Below are 25,769 nucleotides of genomic sequence, written 5' to 3' on the forward strand. Positions count from 1 at the left end.
ATCAAACTCTTCAGTTCAAACATCTTTGGGTTTTTAAGAAACCCTAAACTTGGCTCAGCAATCGTTGGTTACATCTTTGATTTCTCGCGGAGTAACTTGTGATGCTGATAATCTTGTTGACTATCAGTCTGACTCCACAAGCACCCACACGAATTGCTTGATTCAGTTGTTAAAGAGCGGTTGATCAAGACTTTCGTCTCAACCGAGGCGCGCATTCTACAGCGTCCTCTGTATCTGTCAAGCGGTTATTTTTCGAAGTCCTCAAAGTTTCCTTTGCAACTTCAACCACTTGCGCTTCCGATCTCTCGTTAGCGGGAGGCGAATTCTACAGCGTTACTCGCTGCTGTCAACACCTCTTTTCCGCTGCTTTCGACCGAGAAGATCGAATCGTTGATAAGGCGAAAACACACTGCCTTAACAACTCCTTCCAGGCTTCGATGAACTGAAGCAACTTGCTGCCGAAAACTGCGTAACTCTTTGTTTGCCAAGGAGTTTTCCGTTTCGACTGCGCCGGAAGTGGGGCGAATTATAGACCTCCAGAATCTACCGTCAACCCCTAATTCCAGCTTTATTCGGATTTGAGCGTAATACGTGCAAATGCCTTCTTGCCGGCCTGGCAAACATGGGTCGCGCCCAGTGCATATATAAAGGTGCGATCGACGACCTCACCATCTATACGCACACCACCCGAACCCAGCAGATCACGCGCAACAGCCGAGTTCTTCACCAGCCCTGCTTTATTAAGGACGGCAGCGATCGGCATATCCTCGGCAGCAGTCAATTCGATCTCTGGAAGATCGTCCGGCAACTCGCCTTCTTTCATACGGTTACCCGCCGCACGGTGAGCATTGGCCGCAGCCTCTTCACCATGGAAGCGCGCAACGATCTCTTCGGCCAATTTGATCTTGATGTCGCGAGGGTTTGCGCCCGCCTCGACATCTGCACGGAACGCATCGATCTCATCCATGGAGCGAAAGCTGAGCAATTCGAAGTAGCGCCACATCAACACATCAGGAATGGAGACCAGCTTGCTGTACATGACGCCTGGCGCTTCCTGGATACCGACGTAGTTGCCCAAGGACTTGGACATCTTCTTCACACCATCCAGACCTTCGAGCAGCGGCATCGTCAGAATGCACTGAGGCTCCTGACCGTAACCGCGCTGCAATTCACGCCCCATCAATAGGTTGAACTTCTGATCGGTGCCACCCAGCTCGACATCCGCGCGCAAGGCAACCGAGTCATAACCCTGAACCAGCGGATAAAGGAACTCGTGAATGGCGATTGGCTGATTGGACGTGTAGCGCTTGTCGAAGTCGTCACGCTCGAGCATGCGAGCTACGGTGTACTGCGACGTCAGGCGAATGAAATCGGCCGGCCCCATCTGATCCATCCAGGTGGAGTTGAACGCAACTTCGGTTTTAGCCGGATCGAGGATCTTGAAGACCTGAGTCTTATAGGTCTCGGCATTCTCGAGGACCTGCTCGCGGGTAAGCGGCGGGCGTGTTGCACTCTTGCCGCTCGGATCACCGATCATCCCGGTGAAGTCACCTATAAGGAAGATCACCTGATGCCCCAGCTCCTGGAACTGGCGCAGCTTATTAATAAGCACGGTGTGACCCAGGTGCAAATCCGGCGCAGTCGGATCGAAGCCTGCCTTAATACGTAGCGGCTGGCCACGCTTGAGCTTTTCGATCAGCTCGGACTCGACCAACAGTTCTTCCGCACCACGTTTGATCAGCGCTAGCTGCTCTTCAACCGACTTCATAACAGACCCGCAAGGCTCGAATTCAAAGGGAACCAACCATACAAGATCGCGCGTCAAATACAAGTTCTGCCCGGCGCACGGACGCCAATCCACGGACAGAGCGTCGCGGACTTGCTTCAGAGATGATTTGGTTATATTTTATACAGTTATTTCATCTTCATCATGTCATTCATCTTTTCCAATTCATCTTTTTTCAAAGTCAAAATTACCTATGACCAAAGAATCGTCTAAAGCGCCACCGCTTTACCCGAAGACTCACCTGCTCGCAGCAAGTGGCATAGCCGCTCTACTGAGCCTGGCGCTTCTGGTATTCCCTTCCAGTGATGTTGAAGCCAAAAAGACAACTCTGAGTCTTGAACTGGAAAGCCCTGCTGAACAACTGACACAAGATCAAGACGCTGCTGACGCCGTCCAAGCCACAAATGAGCCAGTAGCTTCCCCTTTCGCGCAGATCGAAAACAGCGCCGAAGACACTCAGGAAACCGCCCAGGCCGCACCGGAACCCGCTCCTGCGCCCATCGTCGAAGAAAAGAAGGCGCCCAATCACAGGGAAGTGATCGTCACCAAAGGCGACACGCTCTCCACACTGTTCGCGAAAGTCGGTCTTCCGGCCGCTTCAGTGCATGAAGTGCTGTCCAGCGACAAGCAAGCCAAGCAGTTCAGCCAACTCAAACATGGCCAGAAACTCGAATTCGAACTCAGCCCCGACGGCCAACTGACCAACTTGCACAGCAAAGTCAGCGACGTCGAAAGCATTAGCCTGACCAAGAGCGACAAGGGTTACGCGTTCAACCGCATTACTGCCAAACCTACCGTCCGCTCCGCCTATGTTCACGGCGTGATCAACAGCTCGCTGTCGCAGTCGGCCGCACGTGCCGGCCTGTCTCACAGCCTGACCATGGACATGGCCAGCGTATTTGGCTATGACGTCGACTTCGCCCAGGATATTCGCCAGGGTGACGAATTCGACGTGATCTACGAGCAGAAAGTGGTCAACGGCAAAGCTGTCGGCAACGGCCCGATCCTGTCCGCGCGCTTCACTAACCGCGGCAAGACCTACACCGCCGTGCGTTACACCAATAAACAAGGCAACAGCAGCTACTACACCGCCGACGGCAACAGCATGCGCAAGGCGTTTATCCGTACCCCGGTAGACTTTGCCCGCATCAGCTCGAAATTCTCCATGGGCCGCAAGCACCCAATCCTGAACAAGATCCGCGCCCATAAAGGTGTCGACTATGCAGCACCGCGCGGTACGCCGATCAAGGCTGCCGGTGACGGCAAAGTATTGTTGGCCGGTCGCCGCGGTGGCTACGGCAACACCGTGATCATCCAGCACGGCAACACTTACCGTACGCTGTACGGGCACATGCAGGGCTTCGCCAAGGGCGTGCAGACTGGCGGCACCGTCAAGCAAGGCCAGGTTATTGGCTACATCGGCACCACCGGGCTCTCCACGGGGCCGCACTTGCATTACGAGTTCCAGGTCAACGGCGTGCACGTCGATCCACTGGGCCAGAAGCTGCCGATGGCCGATCCGATTGCCAAAGCCGAACGCGCACGTTTCCTGGCGCAGAGTCAGCCACTGATGGCGCGTATGGATCAAGAAAAGGCCACCATGCTGGCCTCGAGCAAACGCTAAGCCATGGCGCTCTATATAGGTGTGATGTCCGGGACCAGCCTCGATGGCCTGGACATTGCGCTGATCGAGCAAGCCTCGGCGATCCGGCTGATCGCCACGCACTACATTCCCATGCCTGAATCCCTGCGCGCCGAGCTGCTTGGCTTGTGCGCCAGCGGCCCGGACGAGATTGCCCGCTCCGCCATTGCCCAGCAGAACTGGGTAAAACTGGCGGCTCAGGGCGTTCACACCCTTCTCGACCAACAAAACCTCAAGCCCGAAGACATTCGTGCGATAGGCAGCCACGGCCAGACCATTCGCCACGAACCGGCACGCGGGTTCACGGTGCAGATCGGCAACCCTGCCTTATTGACCGAGTTGACCGGCATCACCGTGGTCAGCGACTTCCGCAGCCGCGACGTTGCTGCTGGCGGGCAAGGCGCGCCACTGGTTCCAGCCTTTCACGAAGCCCTGTTTGAAGAGCGCAAAGGCAACCGTGCGGTGTTGAACGTCGGCGGCTTCAGTAATCTCAGCCTGATAGAGCCCGGCAAACCTGTCGCCGGTTTCGACTGTGGGCCAGGAAATGTTTTGCTGGATGCCTGGATTCACCAGCAACGCGGCGATAACTTTGACCGTGACGGCCAATGGGCTGCCAGCGGCAAAGTCGAACCTGTTCTGTTGAAAGCGCTGCTCAGCGATCCGTTCTTTGTGACCAAAGGCCCGAAAAGCACCGGACGCGAAGTGTTCAACCTGCCATGGCTGACACAACACCTATCACACTTGCCGCCCTTCGCTGCCGAAGATGTCCAGGCAACGCTGCTTGAACTGACCGCACTGACCATTATCGAGTCACTGCAAAGCGCTCAATCAGATACCCAAGAGTTGCTGGTCTGTGGCGGCGGCGCGCATAACGCGACACTGATGAACCGCCTGGCTGGTTTACTACCGAACGCCAAGGTCAGCAGCACCGCGGCCTACGGTGTTGACCCGGACTGGGTCGAAGCCATGGCCTTCGCCTGGCTGGCCCATTGCTGCCTGGAAGGCATCGCGGCCAACCGCCCGAGCGTCACCGGCGCCCGAGGCCTGCGCGTACTCGGCGCCATCTATCCGGCCTGAAGCAGAACCCCGGACAGCAAAACGCCGCAGAGCCCTGAAGCCATGCGGCGCTTGGTGATGCAGTGATTTGCGATCAGATCGAGAACGAAGAGCCGCAGCCACAGGTGGTGCTGGCGTTCGGGTTCTTGATCACAAAACGCGAACCTTCCAGACCTTCCTGATAATCCACCTCGGCACCTGCCAGGTACTGGAAGCTCATCGGGTCCACGACCAGGCTCACGCCTTCGCGCTCGACGATGGTGTCGTCATCGGCCACTTCTTCATCGAAGGTAAAGCCGTACTGAAAACCTGAACAACCGCCGCCCGTAACGAATACGCGCAGCTTCAAGCGATCATTCCCCTCTTCATCGACCAGACTCTTCACCTTGTGCGCGGCACCGTGAGTGAATTGCAAAGCCGTGGGGGTGAAGGATTCGACGCTCATGCTGACTATCTCCCGGCGTTACGCCGCCATAATGCGTGATGACGCGCATTATCCGCTTCTCCTAGAAAATTGGTCAACTATTGTTACGGTATATCAATAAACCCGATTGCCGGCGCGGAATGCAAAAAGGCCCTTCAAGAGGGCCTTTTTGCTGAGCGGGATAAAGCCTTACGGCAGCATGCCCGCGTGGGACAGGCCCAGACGCTCATCCAGACCAAATAGGATGTTCAGGTTCTGCACCGCCTGCCCCGACGCACCTTTGACCAGGTTGTCGATCACCGACAACACCACAACCAGGTCACCATCCTGCGGACGATGCACGGCGATACGGCAAACGTTGGCACCGCGCACGCTGCGGGTTTCCGGATGGCTGCCAGCCGGCATGACATCGACGAACGGTTCATTGGCATAGCGCTTTTCAAACAGCGCTTGCAGATCCACCGAGCGATCCACGACGGTCGCGTAGAGCGTCGAGTGAATGCCGCGAATCATCGGCGTCAGGTGCGGAACGAAGGTCAGACCGACGTCCTTGCCCGCTGCGCGACGCAGACCCTGGCGAATTTCCGGCAGGTGACGGTGACCTTTGACCGCGTAAGCCTTCATGCTTTCCGACGTCTCGGAGTACAGCGAACCTACAGAAGCACCACGACCGGCACCGCTGACACCGGACTTGCAGTCAGCGATCAGGCGAGTGGTGTCGGCAATACCAGCTTCGAGCAATGGCAGGAAACCCAATTGCGTCGCCGTCGGGTAGCAGCCCGGTACAGCGATCAGGCGCGCCTGCTTGATTTGCTCGCGATTGACTTCCGGCAAGCCGTAGACCGCCTCCTCCAGCAGTTCCGGTGCGCCGTGCGGCTGACCGTACCACTTGGCCCACTCATCGGCGTCTTGCAGACGGAAGTCTGCCGACAGGTCGATGACTTTGGTTCCAGCCGCCAGCAGTTCACCTGCCAATGCATGGGCAACACCGTGCGGCGTGGCGAAGAACACCACGTCGCAGGCACCCAAGGTCTTGATGTCCGGAACGCTGAACGCCAGGCCGTCGTAATGACCGCGCAGGTTCGGGTACATATCAGCCACGGCCAGACCGGCCTCGGATCGGGAAGTGATCACTACCACTTCAGCTTGCGGATGCTGTGCCAACAGACGCAGCAGTTCGACACCGGTGTAACCCGTGCCGCCGACGATACCGACCTTGACCATAAACCTGCCCTCAACGAACCCACTGGAAAGCCGTCGATAATAGGGCCCGTATCGTTCTGCGACAACCGGCAAGGTGACGTGCGGAGCCTCAAGCCTCTACTATCCAGCCTACCGTGAACCTGGGAATAACTAAAAAATGCTTTATCTGTGGCTCAAAGCGCTTCACATCGTCAGCATGGTCTGCTGGTTTGCCGGCCTGTTTTATCTACCGCGCCTGTTCGTTTATCACGCGCAAAGCGAGGACACCGTCAGCAAGGAGCGCTTCAGCCTCATGGAGCGCAAGCTGTATCGGGGCATCATGGGGCCGGCGATGATCGCCACCCTGATTTTCGGTATTGCACTGATCTACCTCAACCCCGGCATCTTCAGCCAAGGTGCGTGGATTCACGCCAAGTTGACCCTCGTCGTGATCCTGATCGGCTACCACCACATGTGCGGCGCCCAGGTAAAACGTTTTGCCCGTGGCGAAAACACCCGCAGCCATGTCTTTTATCGCTGGTTCAATGAAGTGCCGGTTCTGATATTGCTGGCTATCGTAATTCTGGTCGTGGTTCGGCCGTTCTAATTTCAATCAGCACAACTTACCGGGGTACTTCCAATGTCGCTGCCCGCTCTGCTCGAACAACGTTTACGCCTGCCCGTGGTGGCAGCGCCGATGTTCCTGATTTCCAACCCGCAATTGGTGCTCGCCTGCTGCCGCAATGGCGTGGTGGGCAGCTTCCCCGCACTGAACCAGCGCGAGAGCAGCGGCTTCAAGGCCTGGCTGGAAGAAATCGAAGCAGGGTTGGCGACACTGGAGAACCCCGCGCCTTACGCGGTAAACCTGATCGTCCACAACAGCAACCCACGACTGCAAGCGGACCTTGCGATCTGCGTCGAACACAAAGTGCCGATCGTGATCACCAGCCTCGGCGCCGTGAAAGAACTGGTCGATGCAGTCCACAGCTATGGCGGCCTGGTGTTTCATGACGTGACGACCCGTCGTCATGCCGAGAAAGCTGCCGAGGCCGGCGTGGATGGCTTGATCGCTGTTGCCGCAGGCGCGGGTGGACACGCTGGGACCTGGAGCCCGTTCTCGCTGATTGCCGAGATTCGCCAGTTCTTCGACAAAACGCTGTTGCTGGCCGGTTGCCTGAACCACGGCCACGAGATTCTCGCCGCGCAACTGCTCGGTGCGGATCTGGCCTACTTCGGTACGCGATTTATCGGCACCACTGAAAGTCATGCGCCTGACGCTTACAAGGAGATGCTGCTGACCGCCAGAGCGGCGGACATCGTCCATACTCCTGCGGTATCGGGCGTGCCGGCGAGCTTCATGCGCCAGAGCCTGGAGGCGGCGGGTTTCGACATGGCCGCGTTGCAGGGCAAGGGTGAGGTCGACTTCGGCTCCAAGCTCAAACCTATCAGCGATGAAGCCAAAGCCTGGAAAACCGTGTGGTCCGCGGGCCAAGGTGTCGGCGAAATCGATGATTTACCGAGTGTCGATCAGCTAGTCGCACGCCTGGACGCCGAATACCGCAAGGCTCTGGAATTGGCGGCACAGCTGCCGAAACGCTGGCCGCGCTGACGATAAAGTTTGGCCAGTCACACTTGGCTGGCCTTACACTGCGAGCGCGCCACACTCTCTATTCAGCACTCGCGACAAGGATGCCTCGCAATGAGCGAAAACCGTTTCAAGATCGTATTCGACGGCGCTCTGTTGCCTGGTGTTGACATCACCACCGCCAAGCTCAATCTCGCCGCGTTGTACAAAAGCGAGGTGGCTGCCGTCGAACGCTTGTTCAGCGGTCAGGCGATTACCCTAAAGCGCGACCTGTCACAGACAGACGCACAGACTTACCTTCAAGCGCTGACGAAAACCGGCATCGATGCGCGAATCGAAACCGAACCTTCGATCGAACTGAATCTGGCCGATGCTCACGAACACATTCCTCCCCGCGCACCACTGACGACAGATCCGGAATCACCGTACGCGCCACCGCGCGCTGCCGTCGGCGAAGCGCTGCCAACGTTTGCTCCGCTCAAGCCATTCAGCTTCGAGGGCCGCATCGGCCGCTTGCGTTTTCTGGCCTGGACGATGGCCCTGACGCTGGTGACGCTTGCCATTGGCTCAGTGTTTGCCATTTTCGGCTTGGCGCTCATCAGCACGGACTCGACCGCAGGCCTGATCCTCGGCGGCCTGCTGGCGTTCATCCTTGTTGTAGCGCTCGCGTTCGTGAGTATCCAGTTCAGCGTCCAGCGCCTGCACGATATCGGCTGGTCCGGCTGGCTTTGGTTGTTGAACCTTGTGCCATTCGTGGGCAGCTTCTTCCCGTTTGTCATCATGGTTGTGCCGGGCAACGCCACAGCCAATCGGTACGGCGCGCCACCTCCGCCCAACAGCGCGGCGGTCAAGGTGTTGTCTTCGCTGTGGATAGTGTTTATCGCCATCGTCGTGATTGGAGCACTGGCCGGAGGCATCACTGCAATCCAGGAAGAGTACGAAAGCGCTGCCGAAACCAGCTATGAAAGTGGCTCGGTGATCACCGATGAAGTCGAAGTAGAGCCAGCCGCCGAGGCTGAGGAGGCGCCGAATTCAGCTGACGATGCAGCCGAAGAAGCCCAGCCCCCTGTAGACTCTGCGAAAGAATGAACAGCGCTCCCCGCCCGTGACACCTGCGTCGCCGGCGCGGAGCTGTTGCGATGGAGAACTGCATGACCCGTTACGCTCTGATCACTGGTGCTTCCAGCGGCATCGGCCTGGCAATGGCCGAAGCGCTGGCCCGGCGCGGCCGCAGCCTGATCCTGGTGGCCCGACAGCGTGATCAGCTGGAAAGTATTGCGATTGAACTGACTCAACGTTTTGGCGTGGAAGTGTTGTTCCGTGCCTGCGACCTCAGCGAGCCGTTGCGGCTGTCCGGATTCCTGCTGGAACTGGAAGAAGGTGACCGACAGATCGATTTGCTGGTCAACTGCGCCGGCATCGGCACCTGCGGTCCCTTCCTGGCTCTGGACTGGATGACCGAGCAGGACCTGATCGAAGTGAACATTCTGGCGCTCACCCGCCTGTGTCACGCCATCGGTAACAGCATGGCGTTGCAGGGTGGCGGGCAGATTCTGAACGTCGCCTCGGTTGCGGCGTTCCATCCCGGCCCCTGGATGAGCACGTACTACGCCAGCAAGGCTTATGTGCTGCACTTTTCCGAAGGGCTGCGAGTCGAGCTGAAGAAGTGCGCGGTCAAGGTGTCGGTGCTCTGCCCCGGCCCGACCCGCACGGGGTTTTTCCGCACTGCTCAACTGGACACGGGCAAACTGATCGACAGCAAAATGCTGATGAGCCCTGAAGAAGTCGCGCTCTACACCGTGCGGGCCCTGGAGAAAAATCGCGCCATTATTATTCCGGGCCGACGCAACCGCTGGCGCGCCTTTCTGCCTCGGCTGGGCTCGCGGTGGCTGACCCGGACAATCGCCGGCATGGTCAATAAGGCTTACTGCCCGCGCTGATCGAACCTCAAGGTAAAAGGCTGGGCTCGGGCATAACCCATGGTTACACTCAGGCCAGCTCAAACAACGGAGAAAACAGCTGTGGATACTCTGTTCACCAAGATTATCAACCGGGAAATCCCGGCGAAGATCATTTACGAGGACGACCAGGTACTGGCCTTCCACGACATCAACCCACAGGCACCGGTGCATTTTCTGGTCATCCCGAAAAAAGCGGTGCGTACCCTTAATGACCTCACCGAGGACGACAAGGCATTGGCCGGGCATATTCTGTTCACTGCCCAGCGCCTGGCTCTGGAATTGGGCTGCGAAGAAGGTTTCCGCGTGGTCATGAACTGCAATGAACTGGGCGGGCAGACCGTTTATCACATTCATATGCATGTGTTGGGTCAGCGCCAGATGAATTGGCCGCCGGGCTGATTCAACACGATCCCCTGTAGGAGCGAGCTTGCTCGCGATGATCGATAACGATAACGCGTGTTTACTGGTTAAACGCGGCGCTCTTGCGTCCTTCGCGAGCAAGCTCGCTCCTACAGATCACGGTGCTATCCAATGACCCAACGCAAACCTTCCCCGGCCGATTGGGTTAAACTGGCCGCCGAGATTTTTCCCGGAGGTCAGCATGACTACCCAACGTCACTACTCGCCGATTGACCGACTTCTGCTGCAAGCCGATGCCGCGATGCGTACTTTGCTGCCCTCCAGTGGCCAGCCGTACCGTCCGTCCCCTGCTATCGTGCAGCCGGAAGCACAAATGAGCGACGAAGACACCCGGCACGTTGCCGGTCTGATGCGCATCAACCACACCGGTGAAGTCTGCGCCCAGGCGCTGTATCAGGGTCAAGCCCTGACTGCGAAGTTGCCGCAAGTGCGCGCCGCCATGGAACATGCCGCCGAAGAAGAAATCGACCATCTGGTCTGGTGCGAACAACGCATCCATCAGTTGGGCAGCCACACCAGTATTCTCAATCCGTTGTTCTATGGCATGTCGTTCGGGATTGGCGCAGTCGCCGGGCTGATCAGCGACAAAGTCAGCCTGGGCTTCGTTGCCGCCACTGAGCATCAGGTGTGCAAACACTTGAACGAACACCTTGAACAACTGCCAGCCGCGGACGAAAAATCCCGGGCGATCCTTGAGCAGATGCGCATCGATGAAGAACATCACGCAGAAAGCGCGCTGGAGGCTGGCGGCTTCCGCTTTCCGGCACCGGTGAAGTTCGGCATGAGTCTGATGGCCAAGGTGATGACCAAGAGTACTTATCGGATCTGATCTGATCTGATCTGTAGGAGCGAGCTTGCTCGCGATGGACCTGAGGGCGACGCGTTTATCCAGCAAACACGCGTTATCGTTAACGTCCATCGCGAGCAAGCTTGCTCCTACAACAAGGCCAATAAAAAGGCGACTGCCGTGAGGTAGTCGCCTTTTTTTGTGCTCGTGGTCGATTCAACCCAGCTCGATGATCTCGTAGTCGTGGGTGATCTCGACACCTGCCGCGCCGAGCATGATCGACGCCGAGCAATACTTTTCGGCGGACAGCTCGATGGCGCGTTTGACCTGGGCTTCTTTCAAGCCTCGGCCCTTGACCACGAAGTGCATGTGGATCTTGGTGAAGACTTTCGGGTCTTCAGTCGCGCGCTCGGCTTCGAGGAAGGCTTCGCAGCTCTCGACGGCCTGACGGGATTTCTTGAGGATGCTGACCACGTCGAAATTGCTGCAACCACCGACCCCCAGCAGGAGCATTTCCATCGGCCGGACACCCAGGTTGCGACCGCCAGACTCGGGCGGACCGTCCATGACCACGACATGACCGCTGCCGGATTCGCCGAGGAACATGGCTTCGCCAGCCCATTGGATGCGTGCCTTCATCGCCAGACTCCACTGTATAAAAAAGGGTCGCCAGCTTAGCACAGGCCCCTTGATTGACAGCGCTCACCTTCCTAGGACATAACCATCCGCGTTGTAGGTAAATTCTCGAATATTGCAGGAAGTGTCTGTTAAGCTGGCGCCAATTCGCTGGCGCATAGCCAGCTTTAGCCAATAAAAAGATCGCAGGCTTCGCCAGCTCCTACAAAAAACCAAACACACCGTGCAGTCTTTTCGGGATACAACCATGGTTGCTATTGCCCCCACACCCAAAATCAAGAACCTCGACAAGCTGTTGATGCATTGCCAGCGCCGTCGCTACGCGGCCAAGAGCAACATCATTTGTGCCGGCGACCGCTCGGAAACGTTGTTCTTCATTATCAAAGGCTCGGTCACCATCCTGATCGAGGATGACGATGGTCGCGAGATGATCATCGCCTACCTGAACACCGGAGACTTTTTCGGCGAGTTGGGTCTGTTTGAACAAGCCGGCCTGGAACAGGAACGCAGCGCCTGGGTGCGCGCGAAGATCGAATGCGAAGTCGCGGAAATCAGCTACGCGAAATTCCGCGAACTGTCCCAGCAGGATCCAGACATTCTTTACGTGCTTAGCGGACAAATCGCACAACGCCTGCGTAACACCACCCGCAAGGTTGGCGACCTGGCATTCTTCGATGTGACCGGCCGCGTTGCCCGCTGCCTGCTGGAACTGTGCAAGCAGCCAGACGCCATGACCCACCCCGACGGCATGCAGATCAAGGTGACCCGTCAGGAAATCGGGCGGATTGTCGGCTGTTCCCGGGAGATGGTCGGTCGCGTGCTCAAGGATCTGGAAGAACGCAACCTGGTGAATGTCAAAGGCAAGACCATGGTGGTCTTCGGTACGCGCTAAGCTCGTAAACTTAGCCGTTGAACATCTGCGCCAGCTTCAGTCGGTAGAGTGCATCGAGACGAGCCAGCGCATCAGGCGCAGTGAATTTCTCATGCAGGGCGATGTGGCTTTCGGCGCGCACTCGCTGTTCCAGACCGCAGGCCTCATTAAAGCGATTGACCGCCGCCACCATCGACTCGCGTTCGTTATCCAGCAACAACGCCCCGTGCACCAAGCCCACCGGACGCGAGCCACCCTTGCTCTGGCGCCAGCGCTGAGCGGTGCCGACCATCTTGCGGCCGTCGAGGTTGACGTTGAAACGACCATCGCAGAACGCACCGTCAATTTCGCCCAACGATGAAGCGCCACCCAATTCATCAAGCAACTGACAAATCGGGTCGCAGAGTCGGCGGTAGCCGGTTTCGATCCGGTTCTGATCACCTTCGCTACGGGGTGGTGCGTAGACCAGCGCGATGTTGATCGTGGCTGCCGATTGCGGCACCGGCTCACCGCCGGTTTCACGCAACAGCACCGGCCAACCGGCAGCGGCGGAGACTTCACAGGCGTGTTCGAATCCGGGCAGACGATTCAACCGTCGCGGCATGACCAGGGCCCGATCGCTGGGCTGCCAGAACAGCAGACCGAACTCGGAATCGCCGGTGCAGACATGGGCTAGCAGATCCTGTTCGGCGAGGAGGCCGGCTTCGACGGTCAGAGAAAGGGGCTGGGTCATGGATGACTCCGTAAGACATGAAGTCTTTGGGGTACTTGATGGCCTCTTCGCGGGCAAGCCCGCTCCCACAGGGGATCGGGTTGCCTGCAAAGATGTGTTCAGTCGAGTGTAGAACCGCTCACCGCAGTGCCACGCTCTGGAAAGAACAGGCGCTGCAACTCAGTGCCCGGGCTTTCGGCGCGCATGAACGCTTCGCCGACCAGAAACGCATACACGTCGCTGATTTCCATCAGCTCGACATCGGCACGATTGAGGATGCCGCTTTCGGTGATCACCAAGCGATCACGCGGAATGCGCGGCAACAGGTCAAGCGTGGTTTCCAGGCTGACGTCGAAGGTGTGCAGGTTGCGGTTGTTGACGCCCACCAACGGTGTGTCGAGGGTTTTCAAGGCCCGCTCCAATTCGTCGCCGTCGTGAACTTCCACCAGTACATCGAGGCCGACACTTTTCGCCACGGCCGCCAGCTCGGCCATTTTCACGTCGTCCAGTGCGGAGACGATCAACAGCACGCAGTCGGCGCCCAACGCGCGGGCTTCGACGATCTGGTACGGATCGATCATGAAATCCTTGCGGATCACCGGCAGTTTGCACGCCGCTCGAGCCTGTTGCAGATACGCATCGGCGCCCTGGAAGTAGTCGATATCGGTGAGCACCGAGAGGCAGGTCGCACCGCCCTTCTCGTAACTCCTGGCAATGTCCGCAGGCGCGAAGTTCTCGCGGATCACGCCTTTGCTCGGTGACGCTTTCTTGATCTCAGCAATGACCGCCGGCTGCTTCAGCTTGGCCTGTGCGATCAGTGCCTGGGCAAATCCACGGGGTGCATCGGCCGCCTTGGCCAGACTTTCCAGCTCGGCGAGACTGACACGGGCGCTACGCTCGGCAACTTCCTGGACTTTGCGGGCCAGAATGTTTTCCAGAACCGTCGGTACACTCATCCCTCATTCTCCACTCGAAATACCGCGGTAAACGCACCCAGCTCCTCGAGTTTCTCCCGAGCGAGGCCGGTGTGCAGCGCGTCGTGCGCCAGGGCAACGCCCTCTTTCAAACTTGTTGCATGGTCAGCGGCATACAGTGCTGCACCGGCATTGAGCATGATCATTTCAGCGGCTTTCTGACCGTTCTCGGTCTTGCGCTTGCCCAGGGCATCGCGAATCAACTCAAGGGAAGCCGCCGGGCTGTCCACTGCCAGACCGTGCAGGCTCTGGCTCTTCATGCCCAGGTCTTCCGGCTCGACCCAATACTCGGTGACCTGGTCGTTTTTCAGTTCCGCGACAAAGGTCGGCGCCGCCAGGCTGAACTCGTCCAGGCCATCCTTCGAATGCACCACCAGCACGTGTTTGCTGCCCAGGCGTTGCAAGACTTCGGCCAATGGCCGGCACAACGCCTGGCTGAACACGCCCACCACCTGATGCTTCACACCGGCCGGATTCGTAAGCGGGCCGAGCATGTTGAACAAGGTACGCAGGCCAAGCTCCTTGCGCGGGCCGGCAGCGTGCTTCATCGCACTGTGGTGGGTCTGGGCAAACATGAAACCAATGCCGACGTTATCGATGCAGCGAGCCACTTGAACCGGTGTCAGGTTCAGGTAGATACCCGCCGCCTCCAGCAAGTCGGCGCTGCCGCTTTTGCCCGAGACCGCACGGTTACCGTGCTTGGCGACGGTGCAGCCGGCCGCTGCAACCACGAACGAGGAAGCGGTCGATACGTTGAAAATATTGGCACCGTCACCACCGGTGCCGACCACGTCGACGACGCCGTCGAGGGTCTTGAGTTCGACCTTGTCCGCCAGCTCGCGCATGACCGACACGGCGCCGACGATCTCGTCGATGCTTTCGCTCTTCATGCGCATGGCCATCATGAACGCGCCGATCTGCGCGTCCGTGCATTGCCCGGTCATGATTTCGCGCATCACATCGCGCATTTCTTCGGTGCTGAGGTCGAGGTGGTCGACGATACGGCTCAGGGCTGTCTTGATATTCATGAAAAGTCCTTAGCGCGTGCCGCCGGTTTGTTTGAGGAAGTTGGCAAACAGTTCGTGGCCCTGTTCGGTGAGGATCGACTCAGGGTGAAATTGTACGCCCTCGATGTTCAGAGTCTTGTGGCGCAGGCCCATGATCTCATCAACCGAGCCGTCTTCGAGCTGGGTCCAGGCAGTCAGTTCCAGACAGTCGGGCAGAGTTTCGCGCTTGACGATCAATGAGTGATAGCGAGTAACCGTGAGCGGATGATTCAGGCCTTCGAAAACGCCCTTGTCTTCGTGGAACACCGGGCTGGTCTTGCCGTGCATGACCTGACGGGCGCGAACCACATCGCCACCAAAAGCCTGGCCGATGGACTGGTGGCCGAGGCAGACACCCAGAATCGGCAGCTTCCCGCCAAAGTGTTTGATCACGTCAATCGAGACGCCGGCTTCGTTCGGGGTGCAAGGGCCAGGGGAAACGACGATCCGCTCAGGGTTCAGGGCTTCGATTTCGGCAATAGTAAGTTCGTCGTTGCGCACGACTTTGACCTGGGAACCGAGCTCACCAAGGTACTGCACAACGTTGTAGGTAAAAGAGTCGTAGTTATCGATCATCAGCAACATGGCGTTAAGAACCTCTTGAATTCACTGACTTCTAATACAGCCTTCGGATGAATCGCCCGCTGCGGCCTGCGCTTGATCGGTCAAGGCGGCCGGCATACGGGTCAGTCCATGGGTCAGCTTTCTGGAGTTTGTTCAGCCAGGGCCACGGCGCGGAACATGGCGCGGCGCTTGTTCAGGGTTTCTTCCCATTCCAGCGCCGGCACCGAGTCGGCGACGATGCCGCCACCGGCCTGCACGTGCAGTTCGCCGTTCTTGATCACCGCGGTGCGGATCGCGATCGCGGTGTCCATGTTGCCGTTCCAGGCGAAGTAACCGACGGCGCCGCCGTAGACACCACGCTTGACCGGTTCCAGCTCGTCGATGATTTCCATCGCGCGAATCTTCGGTGCGCCAGACAAGGTGCCCGCCGGCAGGATCGCGCGCAGTGCGTCCATCGCCGTCAGCCCGGCCTTCAATTGACCGGTAACGTTGGAGACGATGTGCATCACGTTGGAATAACGCTCGATGACCATCTTCTCGGTCAGCTTCACCGAACCGATTTCCGAAACGCGACCGGTGTCGTTACGACCCAGATCGATCAGCATCAAGTGCTCGGCGATTTCCTTGTCGTCGGACAGCAGGTCTTTTTCCAGCGCCAGGTCAGCCTCTTCGTTGGCCCCGCGTGGGCGAGTGCCGGCAATCGGGCGCACGGTGATCAGATTGTCTTCGACCCGCACCAGCACTTCCGGCGAACTGCCGACGACATGGAAGTCGCCGAAGTTGAAGAAGTACATATAAGGCGTCGGGTTGAAGCAACGCAGCGCCCGGTACAGATCGATCGGTGCAGCCTTGAAGTCGATCGACATGCGCTGGGACGGCACGACCTGCATGCAATCACCGGCCAGGATGTATTCCTTGATGGTGTCGACGGCTTTTTCGTAATCGTCCTGGGTGAAACTGGAGCGGAACACTGGATCAGCGGATTGTTGCTTGCTGAAATCCAGGCCACGGCGCGGGGTGATCGGCTGACGGAGTTTCTCCAGCAGCTCTTCCAGTCGCGCCTGACCTTGCTCGAAAGCATCGTCCTGCGAGGGATCGGCCAAAACAATCGCGTGCATCTTGCCGGCGAGGTTGTCGAACACCACCACCGCGTCGGAAACCATCAGCAGAATGTCCGGCACGCCCAGCGGATCCGGATTCGGGCATTTGCCCAGGCGTTTTTCCACATAACGCACGCAGTCGTAACCGAAGTAACCCACCAGACCGCCATTGAAGCGCGGCAGGCCGGGGATAGTCGGTACGTTGTAGCGCGCCTTGAACTCTTCGACGAAGGCCAGCGGGTCTTCGGCGTCAAGGCTTTCGATCTCGATGCCGTCGTGGGTCACGCTCACCTGGTGATCATGCACTCGCAATACGGTACGGCACGGCAGGCCGATGATCGAGTAACGGCCCCATTTCTCGCCGCCCTGAACCGACTCCAACAGGTAGGAGTTCGGTTCGTCAGCCAGTTTCAGGTAGATCGACAGCGGCGTGTCGAAGTCGGCCAGGGTTTCGCAGGCAAGCGGGATGCGGTTGTAGCCGGCAGCGGCCAAACGCAGGAATTCTTCGCGGATCATGGGGTAGCCTCGTGGCTTGAGGGTCTATCAGTCAGGTATGCAAACGCGCCGGTACGCCGGCCAGGAACAAGTCAGGCGCGCCAACGCCAGCGGGCCAGGGCCTTGATGACTTTCATCCAGAGTTTGCGAGTGACCACCACGATGGCGTTTCCAGAAGGGGGTTGAACAGCGTCGGCCAACGTTATCTCAGCGGCCGGATCCAGGCAACCGCGAATTAGCTTGCGCAGATCGTCGATTACCAGCGCTGGCGACTCTTCGGCGATCGGTCGGCCGTGGTTATAGCCGTAACTGAGCGCCACGCATTTGCCCCCCGCCGCTTTCGCCGCCAGCACATCGCTGCGCGAGTCGCCGACGAACAACGATTGGGAGGCCGGAATGTTGGCCATTTTCATCACGAAAAACAGTGCGGCCGGGTCCGGTTTCTTCTGTGGCAGGGTGTCGCCACCGATGATCCATTTGAAGTAGCGGCCGATCTTCATCTGATCCAGCAGCGGTGCGACAAAGCGCTCCGGCTTGTTGGTGATCAGCGCCATTTCGACACCCTGCTTTTGCAGCCATTTGAGGGTGTCGCGCACACCGGGATAGACCACGGTCAATTCGTGCCCATCCTCGTAAAAGCCGTTGAACAGCTCCAGGGCATGCTCGGCCTCGACCTCATCGACATTCTTGCCGTCGATATGGTTGGCCAGAGCCCGGCGCACCAGCATTTGCACGCCGTTGCCAACCCAATCGCGTACCGACTCGATGCCGACAGGTTTGCGGCCAAGCTTGAGCAGCATGTTATCCACGGCCGCCGCAAGGTCGGGGACCGAATCGACTAGCGTGCCGTCCAGATCGAACATCACCAGCCGCGGCAGACGCCCCGGGAACAGCTGCTCAAAGCCACTCATGGACGAGCCAGCGCCAGTTCGGCACGCATCTTTTCAATCACTTCCTGGTAGTTCGGTGCATTGAAGATCGCCGAGCCGGCAACGAAGGTGTCGGCGCCAGCGGCGGCGATTTCGCGGATGTTGTTCACGTTGACGCCGCCGTCGATTTCCAGGCGAATGTCACGGCCGGAAGCATCGATCAACGCCCGCGCTTCACGCAGCTTGTCGAGGGTGCCTGGAATGAACTTCTGCCCGCCGAAGCCCGGGTTGACGCTCATCAGCAGGATCATGTCGACCTTGTCCATCACGTACTTGAGCACGTCCAGCGGGGTCGCCGGGTTGAACACCAGGCCCGATTTGCAGCCGCCTTCGCGGATCAGTTGCAGGGAACGGTCGACGTGTTGCGTGGCTTCCGGGTGGAAGGTGATGTAGGTCGCGCCGGCTTCGATGAAATCTCCGACGATGCGGTCCACCGGGCTGACCATCAGGTGCGCGTCGATTGGCGCGGTCACGCCGTACTTGCGCAGTGCAGCACAGACCATCGGGCCGATGGTCAGGTTCGGCACGTAGTGGTTGTCCATGACATCGAAGTGCACGAAGTCGGCGCCAGCGGCCAGGACGTTGTCCACTTCTTCACCCAGGCGGGCGAAGTCGGCGGAGAGAATCGACGGAGCAATTACGAAGGGCTGCATGACGCACCTTTTTTGAGCAGAATCACGATGGCGCGCATTGTATACCGCATGCTTTGGCGCGCGCACTGTGGCCGCGATGATTGGGCCTGCCATCAATCAATAATTGCCGACAGGCTCTAGTACGCCGCTCGGTAGATCTTCTCGATATCGACGGCACTCAATTTGCGCGGATTGTTACGCATCAGGCGCTCGATCCCCGCGGCTTCCACGGCCATGGCTGGAATGGCATCCTCGGGCACACCGAAACTGCGCAGGCCCGGCGGGATTTCCACTGCGGCACAGAGTTCGGTCATTGCCTCCACAGCTTTATCGGCCGCTTCATTGGCGCTCAGATGGGCGGTCTTCACTCCCATGGCCTCGGCAATATCGTGCATGCGTTCGACGCAGGCCAATTTGTTCCAGGTCATCACATACGGCAGCAGCAAGGCGTTACTGACGCCGTGGGCGATGTTGAAGCGCCCGCCCAGCGGATAGGCCAGCGCATGCACCGCGCCGACCCCGGCATTACCGAACGCCATACCGGCCATCAGGCTGGCGGTGGCCATGTCCTCGCGGGCCTGCAGGTTGGACGGATTGGCATAGGCCTTGGGCAACGCCTTGGCGATCAGCTTGATGGCGCCAATGGCCAGGGCATCGGTAATCGGCGAGGCATTCAACGACAAGTAGGACTCGATGGCATGCACCAGCGCATCGACGCCACTGGCGGCCGTGACGCTGCGCGGACAGGTCAGGGTCATTTGTGGGCTGACCAGTGCGACGTCCGGTAATAGATAGTCGCTGACGATACCTTTCTTCAGCTGCGCGACCTTGTCGGAGAGGATCGCCACATTGGTGACTTCCGAGCCGGTGCCTGCGGTGGTCGGGATGGCGATCAGCGGCGGGCCTTTGCGCGGCACCTGATCGACGCCGAACAAATCCTCCAGCGCACCGTGATAACCGGCATAGGCCGCGACACTCTTGGCGATGTCGATCGCACTGCCACCGCCCAGGCCGATCAGCCCGTCATGCCCGCCTTCACGGTAAACCCGCATGCAGTCTTCGACGATGGCGATTTCCGGGTCGGGCAGGACCCGGTCGAAAATCTCGTAGGTCCGATCCCCCAGTTGCGCCAGCGCCAGCTCAACCGTGCCGGACTTGACCAGTGCCGCGTCGGTGACGATCAGCGGGTTGTCGATGTCCAGCCGCGTCAACTCGGCGGCCAGTTGCTCGATGGCACCTGCGCCAGTGATCAGTTTGTGAGCGATTTTGAAAGAGGAAAGACTCATTGTGCGCAGCCTCTTATAGATAGGGGAGCTGGACACAATAGTAGCTGGGGATTGGGGTTTGTCTGCTATTCAGGCCATGAATGACGAAAGCCCGACTTCCCCATGGCCCCTGTAGGAGCCGGCTTGCTGGCGAACGGCGCAACGCGGTGCACCTGATACACCGCCTTCGCTGGCAAGCCAGCTCCTACAGGGTATGGCGTCGATAAAACAACCTGGTGTCAGACTTGGGCGGTGCGCAGTTTTTCGCTGCGTCCGCGCAGCCATTCCAGGGTCAGCAGCAGGATCACCGAGAAGGCGATCAGCAGCGTCGCGGCGGCGGCAATGGTCGGGCTGAGGTTTTCGCGGATACCGCTGAACATCTGCCGTGGCAAGGTCGCTTGTTCGGGGCCGGCGAGGAACAGCGTCACCACCACTTCATCAAACGAAGTCGCAAAAGCGAACAGCGCACCGGAAATCACCCCGGGCGCGATCAGCGGCAAGGTCACCCGGCGGAACGCTGTCAGCGGCGAAGCACCGAGGCTTGCAGCCGCCCGCACCAGGTTGTGGTTAAACCCTTGCAACGTCGCCGACACCGTAATGATCACAAACGGCACACCCAACACCGCATGCACCACGATCAGCGAGAAGAAGCTGTTGCCCAGCCCCAGCGGTGCGAAGAACAGATAACTGGCGACACCGATAATCACCACCGGCACCACCATCGGCGAAATCACCAGCGCCATCACCAGCGGCTTGCCGGGGAAGTCGCCACGGGTCAGGCCAATCGCCGCCAGCGTGCCGAAGATCATCGCCAGCACCGTGGCCGCCGGGGCGACGATGATGCTGTTCTTCAACGAGCGCATCCATTCCGCCGAGGCGAAGAAATCCTGATACCAGTGCAGCGAGAAACCTTGCAGCGGGTACACCAGGAAACTCCCGGAGTTGAACGACAGCGGAATGATCACCAGCACCGGCAGAATCAGGAACAACAGCACCAGCCCGCAGAGAATGCGCAAGCTGTAGAACCACACCCGTTCGATGGGCGACATATAAGGACTCAGCATTTCGTTCTCCCCTTAGCTCAGGCGCAGGCGACTGGCGCCCACCAGCCAGCTGTAAATCAGATAAAGCACCACGGTCGCCAACAGCAGCAATCCACCGAGCGCGGTCGCCATGCCCCAGTTGATGCTGGTGTTGGTGTAGAAGGCGACGAAGTAACTGACCATCTGATCGTTCGGGCTGCCCAGCAACGCCGGAGTGATGTAGTAGCCAATCGCGAGAATGAACACCAGCAGGCACCCAGCGCCGACACCGGCATAGGTCTGCGGGAAGTACACCCGCCAGAAACTGGCGAACGGGTGGCAGCCGAGGGAAATCGCGGCTCGCATGTAGGTCGGCGAGATGCCTTTCATCACGCTGTAGATCGGCAGGATCATGAACGGCAGCAGGATGTGCACCATCGAGATGTAGACCCCGGTGCGGTTGAACACCAGCTCCAGTGGCTTATCGATAATGCCCATGGCCATCAGGCCGCTGTTGATCAGCCCGCCCGATTGCAGCAACACGATCCACGCCGCGACTCGCACCAGGATCGAGGTCCAGAACGGCAGCAGCACCAGAATCATCAGCAGGTTACTTTGCCGAGACGGCAGGTTCGCCAGCAGGTAAGCCAATGGATAGGCCAGCACCAGGCAAATGGCGGTGATGATCAGGCCCATCCAGAAGGTGCGGGCGAAGATGTCGAGGTAGATCGCCTGATCCGGGGTGGCCGGGGCCACTTCGCCGAGGTCGTCGATGCGGTGATCGACCGCTGCCAGCAGGTAGTACGGCGTGATGCTGCTGGTGTTACGGCGCACGGCTTGCCAGTAGGCCGGGTCGCCCCAACGCTCGTCGAGCCCTTCCAGCGCTTCTTTATAAGAGGCCGGTTCGGTGGCGAACGGCAAGGCGCGGGCGGTTTTGGTCAGCAGGCTGCGGTAGCCGGCCAATTCCATATTCAAGCGCTTGGACAGGTCGCCCAGGGTTTGATTCTTGCGGGCTTCAGCGAGGTCTTCGCTGGCCGCCTTGTAAACCGGTTCAGCGGGCAGGCCTCGGCCATCCCAACTGGCGATGGCCGCCACGGTGCGCGGCATGCCGCCGACCACTTCCGGGTTACCCACGCTTTTGTAGAGCAGCGCCACGATCGGCACCAGGAACACCAGCAACAGAAACAGCACCAAGGGCGCGATCAAGGCTTGTGCTTTCCAGCGGTTGATCCGCTCGGCGTGCTTGAGCCGCTGCTTCAAGGTGGGGTCAGTGCCCGCGTTCAGGGGAATGGCGGTGGCCATGGCGTACTCCGGAAATCTATCTTTCTAATACGAACAACCTGTGGGAGCTGGCTTGCCTGCGATGGCGTCATCCGTTTCGACATCTCTATCGACTGACATACCGTCATCGCGGGCAAGCCCGCTCCCACAAGGGTTGTGGTTACTTCGCAGCCCAGGAATTGAAGCGCTGTTCCAGTTGCTCGCCGTTGTCAGCCCAGAAGCTGACGTCGATCTGCACCTGGTTGGCGATGTTTTCCGGGGTGGTCGGCATGTCTTTCAAGACATCCTTGGCCAGCAACGGTACGGCCTGGATGTTGGCCGGGCCGTAGGCGATGTTTTCCGAGTAGGTCTTCTGCTGTTGTGGCATCACCGAGTAGGCGATGAATTTCTTCGCCGCTTCAGCCCGTGCCTTGTCCAGACCTTTTGGAATGGCCCATGCGTCGAAGTCGTAGATGCCGCCGTTCCACACCACTTTCAGGTTGCTTTCTTTCTGCACGGCAGCGATCCGGCCGTTGTAGGCCGAGCTCATGACCACGTCACCGGAAGCGAGGTATTGCGGCGGTTGTGCGCCGGCTTCCCACCACTGAATGCTTGGTTTGAGTTCATCGAGTTTCTTGAACGCGCGGTCCTGACCATCCTTGCCAGCCAGCACTTTGTAGACGTCTTTTGGCGCAACGCCGTCAGCCATCAGAGCGAACTCCAGGGTGTACTTGGCGCCTTTACGCAGGCCGCGTTTGCCCGGGAATTTCTTGGTGTCCCAGAAATCCACCCAACTGGTTGGCGCGGAGGCCAGCTTGTCGGCGTTGTAGGCCAACACGGTCGACCACACAAAGAAACCCACGCCGCAAGGCTGGATAGCGCCTTTGACGTAGTCTTCGGACTTGCCGAACAGCTTCGGATCAAGCTGTTCGAACATGTCTTCGTCGCAACCACGGGACAGCTCTGGCGATTCAACTTCTACCAGGTCCCAGGACACGCTCTTGGTGTCGACCATGGCTTTGACCTTGGCCATCTCGCCGTTGTACTCGCCCGCCACGATCTTGCCATTGCCTGCCGCTTCCCACGGTGCGTAGAAGGCTTTGACCTGCGCGGCCTTGTTCGCCCCGCCAAAGGACACCACGGTCAGGTCCGGACCCGCCGCCATCGCGTGCGTCGCGCCGATCATGCCCATGACCAAAGCGGTGAATTTCAGGGATCTCAACATTTATTGTTCTCTCCACGTGCAGGGTTGGGTGTTGTTGAAGCAGGGGGCGATCAATGCGCCTCTAGAAGTGGGTCGAGCGCGCGAACGTGTTCGACCTGCCAGCCAAGCGGTACCACGTCACCGACAGCCAGCGCGGGATCGAGCTCGGCAATCGGTTGTTTCACGAAGAAGTCGGTCTTGCCGCAAACTTCCAGGCGAACCCGGACGTGGTCGCCCAGATAGATGAATTCCGCCACCCTCCCTGAGAAGCGGTTGACGCAGGACTCGCTGGAACCATTGAGGCTCACGCGTTCCGGACGAATCGACAGCGTGACGGGTTCGCCGGTCTTGCCGACGTTGACGGCCAGTGCTTCAACCTTTTCCCCGCGACCGAGTTCCACGATGCAACGGTCGCCAGTCTGGCTGTGCAAGCGGCCATTGAGGCGGTTGTTCTCGCCGATGAAGTTGGCAACGAAGGTATTTTTCGGCTCTTCGTAGAGGGTGCGCGGCGCGGCGATCTGCTGGATCTCGCCCTGGTGGAACACCGCCACACGGTCGGACATGGTCAGGGCTTCGCCCTGGTCGTGGGTCACGTAGACCACGGTCACGCCGAGACGCTGGTGCAGGTGCTTGATTTCCATCTGCATGTGTTCGCGCAGTTGCTTGTCGAGTGCGCCGAGCGGTTCGTCCATCAGCACCAGTTGCGGTTCGAACACCAGCGCCCGGGCCAGAGCCACACGCTGTTGCTGACCGCCGGACAGTTGCGCCGGATAGCGCTGGGCGAAGGTGTCGAGCTGAACCATGCTCAGGACACGTTTGACCCGGTCACTGACGTCGCTCTTGTTCAAGCCGCGCACGGTCAGCGGGAACGCGAGGTTCTCGGCGACCGTCATGTGCGGGAACAACGCGTAGTTCTGGAACACCATGCCGATGTCACGCTTGTGCGGCGGCACGTTATTGATGGAACGCCCGGCCAGCTGGATTTCGCCTGCGGTCGGTGTTTCGAAACCGGCGAGCATCATCAGGCTGGTGGTCTTGCCGGAGCCGGACGGCCCGAGCAGGGTGAGGAATTCGCCTTTGCGAATTTCCAGGTTGAGGTCTTTGACGATCAGGTTCTCGCCGTCGTAGCTTTTTTGCACTCCACGAAAGCTGACCAGAATGTCACTGGCCCCTGCGTTTGAATCGACCTGGCTCATACCCACACCTTTGTTGTTGATGACTGCTGTGGACTAAGCCTAGTGGACGCTGCCGACCACGCAAATCGGGGCGCAGGAGAGAATGGCCTCAGCCGGATGGAAGGTTGGGGGTAGGGATTGCCCTACAAGGATGGCGGGGATGAATAGGCGTAGCGACGGTTTGTAGCTACAAGCCGCAGAAATGGGCAAACACGGCTTATCCGGCACGTCGCAAATGGATATGTCGACGAGATCCCTGTAGGAGCGAAGCTTGCCCGCGAAGGCGTCCTCACTGGCGCCAAAAGCTTCGCGGGCAAGCCTCGCTCCTACAGGGACTGCATACGGTTTTAGAGGAGTTTGTGTTCCATCGCGTACTTCACCAGTTCCGCCAGGGAGGTGATGTTGAGTTTCTGCATCAGCCGCGCCTTGTGGGTGCTGATGGTTTTGCTGCTCAAGGCCAGTTGCTGGGCAATGTCGTTGACGTTGGCGCCCTGGGCCAGGCGCTCGAACACCGAAAATTCACGCTCAGAGAGCAATGAATGCAACGGCCGCGAATCGGTCAGGCCGACTTCGAAGACCATGCGGTCGGCCAGGTCCGGGTCGATGTAACGCCCACCCGCCGCGACTTTGCGGATCGCTGTCAGCAACAGTGCCGGATCGCTGTCCTTGGTCGCATAACCCGCCGCGCCAATCTTCAACGCCCGGGCGGCCATTTGCGCTTCGTCGTGCATCGACAGCACCAGGATCGCCGGCGGATTGTTCAGCGCGCGTATCCGTGGAATCGCCTCCAAACCATTGACGCCCGGCATGGAGATATCCAGCAACACCACTTCGCAGGGCACATGACGCAAGGTCTCGAGCAACTGCTCGCCATTGCTCGCCTCCCCCACCACCAGCAGGTCCTTGGCCAGGCCGATCAGTTGCTTGATACCTTCGCGGACGATGGTGTGGTCTTCGGCTACCAGTACACGGATCACGTTCTTCTCCAGATTCAAGATCTATCGCGGGCAGGCCCGCTCCCACAGTGATTGGGGGTGTCAA

26 protein-coding genes are annotated in these 25,769 nt (G+C 59.1%); 9 read left to right on the forward strand and 17 right to left on the reverse strand.

Annotation, left to right across the window (positions count from 1 at the left end):
- Positions 1-568: 568 nt before the first annotated feature.
- Positions 569-1,768: a tyrosine--tRNA ligase gene (tyrS, locus tag AEQ67_RS29870; protein WP_059407353.1), complete on the reverse strand. Its 1,200-nt coding sequence runs from the start codon at positions 1,766-1,768 to the stop codon at positions 569-571.
- 211 nt (positions 1,769-1,979) lie between these two features.
- Between tyrS and AEQ67_RS29875 the strand changes: the two genes are divergently transcribed.
- Positions 1,980-3,410, forward strand: coding sequence for a peptidoglycan DD-metalloendopeptidase family protein (locus AEQ67_RS29875; protein ID WP_059407354.1), 1,431 nt, complete (start codon positions 1,980-1,982; stop codon positions 3,408-3,410).
- A gap of 3 nt (positions 3,411-3,413) precedes the next feature.
- On the forward strand, positions 3,414-4,505 hold the full coding sequence (locus AEQ67_RS29880; protein WP_059407355.1) for an anhydro-N-acetylmuramic acid kinase: 1,092 nt from the start codon (positions 3,414-3,416) through the stop codon (positions 4,503-4,505).
- Between the two features lie 73 nt (positions 4,506-4,578).
- Here AEQ67_RS29880 and erpA read toward each other — a convergent pair whose 3' ends face one another.
- On the reverse strand, positions 4,579-4,929 hold the full coding sequence (erpA, locus tag AEQ67_RS29885) for an iron-sulfur cluster insertion protein ErpA (protein WP_007947969.1): 351 nt from the start codon (positions 4,927-4,929) through the stop codon (positions 4,579-4,581).
- A 168-nt stretch (positions 4,930-5,097) separates the two neighbouring features.
- Positions 5,098-6,132, reverse strand: coding sequence for an N-acetyl-gamma-glutamyl-phosphate reductase (gene argC / locus AEQ67_RS29890; protein WP_059407356.1), 1,035 nt, complete (start codon positions 6,130-6,132; stop codon positions 5,098-5,100).
- 136 nt (positions 6,133-6,268) lie between these two features.
- Between argC and hemJ the strand changes: the two genes are divergently transcribed.
- From hemJ to coq7, 6 genes are all read left to right on the forward strand, one after another.
- Positions 6,269-6,697: a protoporphyrinogen oxidase HemJ gene (gene hemJ, locus AEQ67_RS29895; RefSeq protein WP_059407357.1), complete on the forward strand. Its 429-nt coding sequence runs from the start codon at positions 6,269-6,271 to the stop codon at positions 6,695-6,697.
- A 33-nt stretch (positions 6,698-6,730) separates the two neighbouring features.
- Complete coding sequence (locus AEQ67_RS29900) at positions 6,731-7,699, forward strand: NAD(P)H-dependent flavin oxidoreductase (RefSeq protein WP_059407358.1); 969 nt, start codon at positions 6,731-6,733, stop codon at positions 7,697-7,699.
- 90 nt (positions 7,700-7,789) lie between these two features.
- Positions 7,790-8,764, forward strand: coding sequence for a DUF805 domain-containing protein (locus AEQ67_RS29905; protein WP_059407359.1), 975 nt, complete (start codon positions 7,790-7,792; stop codon positions 8,762-8,764).
- Between the two features lie 62 nt (positions 8,765-8,826).
- Entirely contained in the window at positions 8,827-9,615 is a 789-nt protein-coding gene (locus AEQ67_RS29910) for an SDR family NAD(P)-dependent oxidoreductase (RefSeq protein ID WP_059407360.1), read from the forward strand.
- A gap of 81 nt (positions 9,616-9,696) precedes the next feature.
- The gene (locus AEQ67_RS29915; RefSeq protein ID WP_059407361.1) at positions 9,697-10,035 is read left to right on the forward strand and encodes a histidine triad nucleotide-binding protein; all 339 of its coding nucleotides are present in this window, start codon (positions 9,697-9,699) and stop codon (positions 10,033-10,035) included.
- 202 nt (positions 10,036-10,237) lie between these two features.
- Positions 10,238-10,885 carry a 2-polyprenyl-3-methyl-6-methoxy-1,4-benzoquinone monooxygenase gene (gene coq7, locus AEQ67_RS29920; protein WP_059407362.1) on the forward strand — a complete coding sequence of 216 codons (648 nt, stop codon included), beginning with the start codon at positions 10,238-10,240 and terminating at the stop codon, positions 10,883-10,885.
- Between the two features lie 174 nt (positions 10,886-11,059).
- Here the strand turns inward: coq7 and AEQ67_RS29925 are convergent, their stop codons facing one another.
- Positions 11,060-11,482: an OsmC family protein gene (locus AEQ67_RS29925; RefSeq protein WP_059407363.1), complete on the reverse strand. Its 423-nt coding sequence runs from the start codon at positions 11,480-11,482 to the stop codon at positions 11,060-11,062.
- A gap of 244 nt (positions 11,483-11,726) precedes the next feature.
- Here AEQ67_RS29925 and crp point away from each other — a divergent pair, with 244 nt between their 5' ends.
- Positions 11,727-12,371 (forward strand): cAMP-activated global transcriptional regulator CRP, encoded by a 645-nt coding sequence (gene crp / locus AEQ67_RS29930; RefSeq protein WP_059407364.1) that lies wholly within the window; start codon positions 11,727-11,729, stop codon positions 12,369-12,371.
- A 10-nt stretch (positions 12,372-12,381) separates the two neighbouring features.
- Here crp and AEQ67_RS29935 read toward each other — a convergent pair whose 3' ends face one another.
- From AEQ67_RS29935 to AEQ67_RS29995, 13 genes are all read right to left on the reverse strand, one after another.
- Entirely contained in the window at positions 12,382-13,083 is a 702-nt protein-coding gene (locus AEQ67_RS29935; protein ID WP_059407365.1) for a lipoate--protein ligase family protein, read from the reverse strand.
- Between the two features lie 98 nt (positions 13,084-13,181).
- A complete protein-coding gene (trpC, locus tag AEQ67_RS29940) occupies positions 13,182-14,018 on the reverse strand; it encodes an indole-3-glycerol phosphate synthase TrpC (protein ID WP_059407366.1) in 837 nt (278 codons plus the stop codon).
- A complete protein-coding gene (gene trpD, locus AEQ67_RS29945; RefSeq protein WP_059407367.1) occupies positions 14,015-15,064 on the reverse strand; it encodes an anthranilate phosphoribosyltransferase in 1,050 nt (349 codons plus the stop codon). Before trpD ends, trpC begins: the two co-directional genes overlap by 4 nt.
- A gap of 9 nt (positions 15,065-15,073) precedes the next feature.
- The gene (locus tag AEQ67_RS29950; RefSeq protein WP_033056198.1) at positions 15,074-15,667 is read right to left on the reverse strand and encodes an aminodeoxychorismate/anthranilate synthase component II; all 594 of its coding nucleotides are present in this window, start codon (positions 15,665-15,667) and stop codon (positions 15,074-15,076) included.
- A gap of 113 nt (positions 15,668-15,780) precedes the next feature.
- Positions 15,781-17,262 (reverse strand): anthranilate synthase component I, encoded by a 1,482-nt coding sequence (gene trpE / locus AEQ67_RS29955; RefSeq protein WP_059407368.1) that lies wholly within the window; start codon positions 17,260-17,262, stop codon positions 15,781-15,783.
- A gap of 71 nt (positions 17,263-17,333) precedes the next feature.
- Positions 17,334-18,152: a phosphoglycolate phosphatase gene (locus tag AEQ67_RS29960; protein ID WP_059407369.1), complete on the reverse strand. Its 819-nt coding sequence runs from the start codon at positions 18,150-18,152 to the stop codon at positions 17,334-17,336.
- Complete coding sequence (gene rpe, locus AEQ67_RS29965; RefSeq protein WP_059407370.1) at positions 18,149-18,823, reverse strand: ribulose-phosphate 3-epimerase; 675 nt, start codon at positions 18,821-18,823, stop codon at positions 18,149-18,151. Before rpe ends, AEQ67_RS29960 begins: the two co-directional genes overlap by 4 nt.
- A 116-nt stretch (positions 18,824-18,939) precedes the next feature.
- Positions 18,940-20,088, reverse strand: a complete 1,149-nt coding sequence (locus AEQ67_RS29970; protein WP_059407371.1) for an iron-containing alcohol dehydrogenase — start codon at positions 20,086-20,088, stop codon at positions 18,940-18,942.
- A gap of 218 nt (positions 20,089-20,306) precedes the next feature.
- Positions 20,307-21,131, reverse strand: a complete 825-nt coding sequence (locus AEQ67_RS29975) for an ABC transporter permease (protein ID WP_059407372.1) — start codon at positions 21,129-21,131, stop codon at positions 20,307-20,309.
- Positions 21,132-21,143: 12 nt separating this feature from the next.
- Positions 21,144-22,391, reverse strand: a complete 1,248-nt coding sequence (locus AEQ67_RS29980; protein ID WP_059407373.1) for an ABC transporter permease — start codon at positions 22,389-22,391, stop codon at positions 21,144-21,146.
- Between the two features lie 139 nt (positions 22,392-22,530).
- Positions 22,531-23,574, reverse strand: a complete 1,044-nt coding sequence (locus tag AEQ67_RS29985; protein ID WP_059407374.1) for an ABC transporter substrate-binding protein — start codon at positions 23,572-23,574, stop codon at positions 22,531-22,533.
- 50 nt (positions 23,575-23,624) lie between these two features.
- The gene (locus AEQ67_RS29990) at positions 23,625-24,749 is read right to left on the reverse strand and encodes an ABC transporter ATP-binding protein (protein WP_059407375.1); all 1,125 of its coding nucleotides are present in this window, start codon (positions 24,747-24,749) and stop codon (positions 23,625-23,627) included.
- Between the two features lie 326 nt (positions 24,750-25,075).
- A complete protein-coding gene (locus AEQ67_RS29995; RefSeq protein WP_008147212.1) occupies positions 25,076-25,705 on the reverse strand; it encodes a response regulator in 630 nt (209 codons plus the stop codon).
- Positions 25,706-25,769 lie beyond the last annotated feature (64 nt).

This window comes from Pseudomonas sp. RIT-PI-q (assembly GCF_001297125.1).
Taxonomy (GTDB): domain Bacteria; phylum Pseudomonadota; class Gammaproteobacteria; order Pseudomonadales; family Pseudomonadaceae; genus Aquipseudomonas.

Excerpts from the sequence above, each read along its gene's own strand:
- tyrS (WP_059407353.1), bottom strand. The coding sequence starts at position 1,768 with ATGAAGTCGGTTGAAGAGCAGCTAGCGCTGATCAAACGTGGTGCGGAA.
- AEQ67_RS29875 (WP_059407354.1), top strand. The coding sequence starts at position 1,980 with ATGACCAAAGAATCGTCTAAAGCGCCACCGCTTTACCCGAAGACTCAC.
- AEQ67_RS29880 (WP_059407355.1), top strand. The coding sequence starts at position 3,414 with ATGGCGCTCTATATAGGTGTGATGTCCGGGACCAGCCTCGATGGCCTG.
- erpA (WP_007947969.1), bottom strand. The coding sequence starts at position 4,929 with ATGAGCGTCGAATCCTTCACCCCCACGGCTTTGCAATTCACTCACGGT.
- argC (WP_059407356.1), bottom strand. The coding sequence starts at position 6,132 with ATGGTCAAGGTCGGTATCGTCGGCGGCACGGGTTACACCGGTGTCGAA.
- hemJ (WP_059407357.1), top strand. The coding sequence starts at position 6,269 with ATGCTTTATCTGTGGCTCAAAGCGCTTCACATCGTCAGCATGGTCTGC.
- AEQ67_RS29900 (WP_059407358.1), top strand. The coding sequence starts at position 6,731 with ATGTCGCTGCCCGCTCTGCTCGAACAACGTTTACGCCTGCCCGTGGTG.
- AEQ67_RS29905 (WP_059407359.1), top strand. The coding sequence starts at position 7,790 with ATGAGCGAAAACCGTTTCAAGATCGTATTCGACGGCGCTCTGTTGCCT.
- AEQ67_RS29910 (WP_059407360.1), top strand. The coding sequence starts at position 8,827 with ATGACCCGTTACGCTCTGATCACTGGTGCTTCCAGCGGCATCGGCCTG.
- coq7 (WP_059407362.1), top strand. The coding sequence starts at position 10,238 with ATGACTACCCAACGTCACTACTCGCCGATTGACCGACTTCTGCTGCAA.
- AEQ67_RS29925 (WP_059407363.1), bottom strand. The coding sequence starts at position 11,482 with ATGAAGGCACGCATCCAATGGGCTGGCGAAGCCATGTTCCTCGGCGAA.
- crp (WP_059407364.1), top strand. The coding sequence starts at position 11,727 with ATGGTTGCTATTGCCCCCACACCCAAAATCAAGAACCTCGACAAGCTG.
- AEQ67_RS29935 (WP_059407365.1), bottom strand. The coding sequence starts at position 13,083 with ATGACCCAGCCCCTTTCTCTGACCGTCGAAGCCGGCCTCCTCGCCGAA.
- trpC (WP_059407366.1), bottom strand. The coding sequence starts at position 14,018 with ATGAGTGTACCGACGGTTCTGGAAAACATTCTGGCCCGCAAAGTCCAG.
- trpD (WP_059407367.1), bottom strand. The coding sequence starts at position 15,064 with ATGAATATCAAGACAGCCCTGAGCCGTATCGTCGACCACCTCGACCTC.
- AEQ67_RS29950 (WP_033056198.1), bottom strand. The coding sequence starts at position 15,667 with ATGTTGCTGATGATCGATAACTACGACTCTTTTACCTACAACGTTGTG.
- trpE (WP_059407368.1), bottom strand. The coding sequence starts at position 17,262 with ATGATCCGCGAAGAATTCCTGCGTTTGGCCGCTGCCGGCTACAACCGC.
- AEQ67_RS29960 (WP_059407369.1), bottom strand. The coding sequence starts at position 18,152 with ATGAGTGGCTTTGAGCAGCTGTTCCCGGGGCGTCTGCCGCGGCTGGTG.
- rpe (WP_059407370.1), bottom strand. The coding sequence starts at position 18,823 with ATGCAGCCCTTCGTAATTGCTCCGTCGATTCTCTCCGCCGACTTCGCC.
- AEQ67_RS29970 (WP_059407371.1), bottom strand. The coding sequence starts at position 20,088 with ATGAGTCTTTCCTCTTTCAAAATCGCTCACAAACTGATCACTGGCGCA.
- AEQ67_RS29975 (WP_059407372.1), bottom strand. The coding sequence starts at position 21,131 with ATGCTGAGTCCTTATATGTCGCCCATCGAACGGGTGTGGTTCTACAGC.
- AEQ67_RS29980 (WP_059407373.1), bottom strand. The coding sequence starts at position 22,391 with ATGGCCACCGCCATTCCCCTGAACGCGGGCACTGACCCCACCTTGAAG.
- AEQ67_RS29985 (WP_059407374.1), bottom strand. The coding sequence starts at position 23,574 with ATGTTGAGATCCCTGAAATTCACCGCTTTGGTCATGGGCATGATCGGC.
- AEQ67_RS29990 (WP_059407375.1), bottom strand. The coding sequence starts at position 24,749 with ATGAGCCAGGTCGATTCAAACGCAGGGGCCAGTGACATTCTGGTCAGC.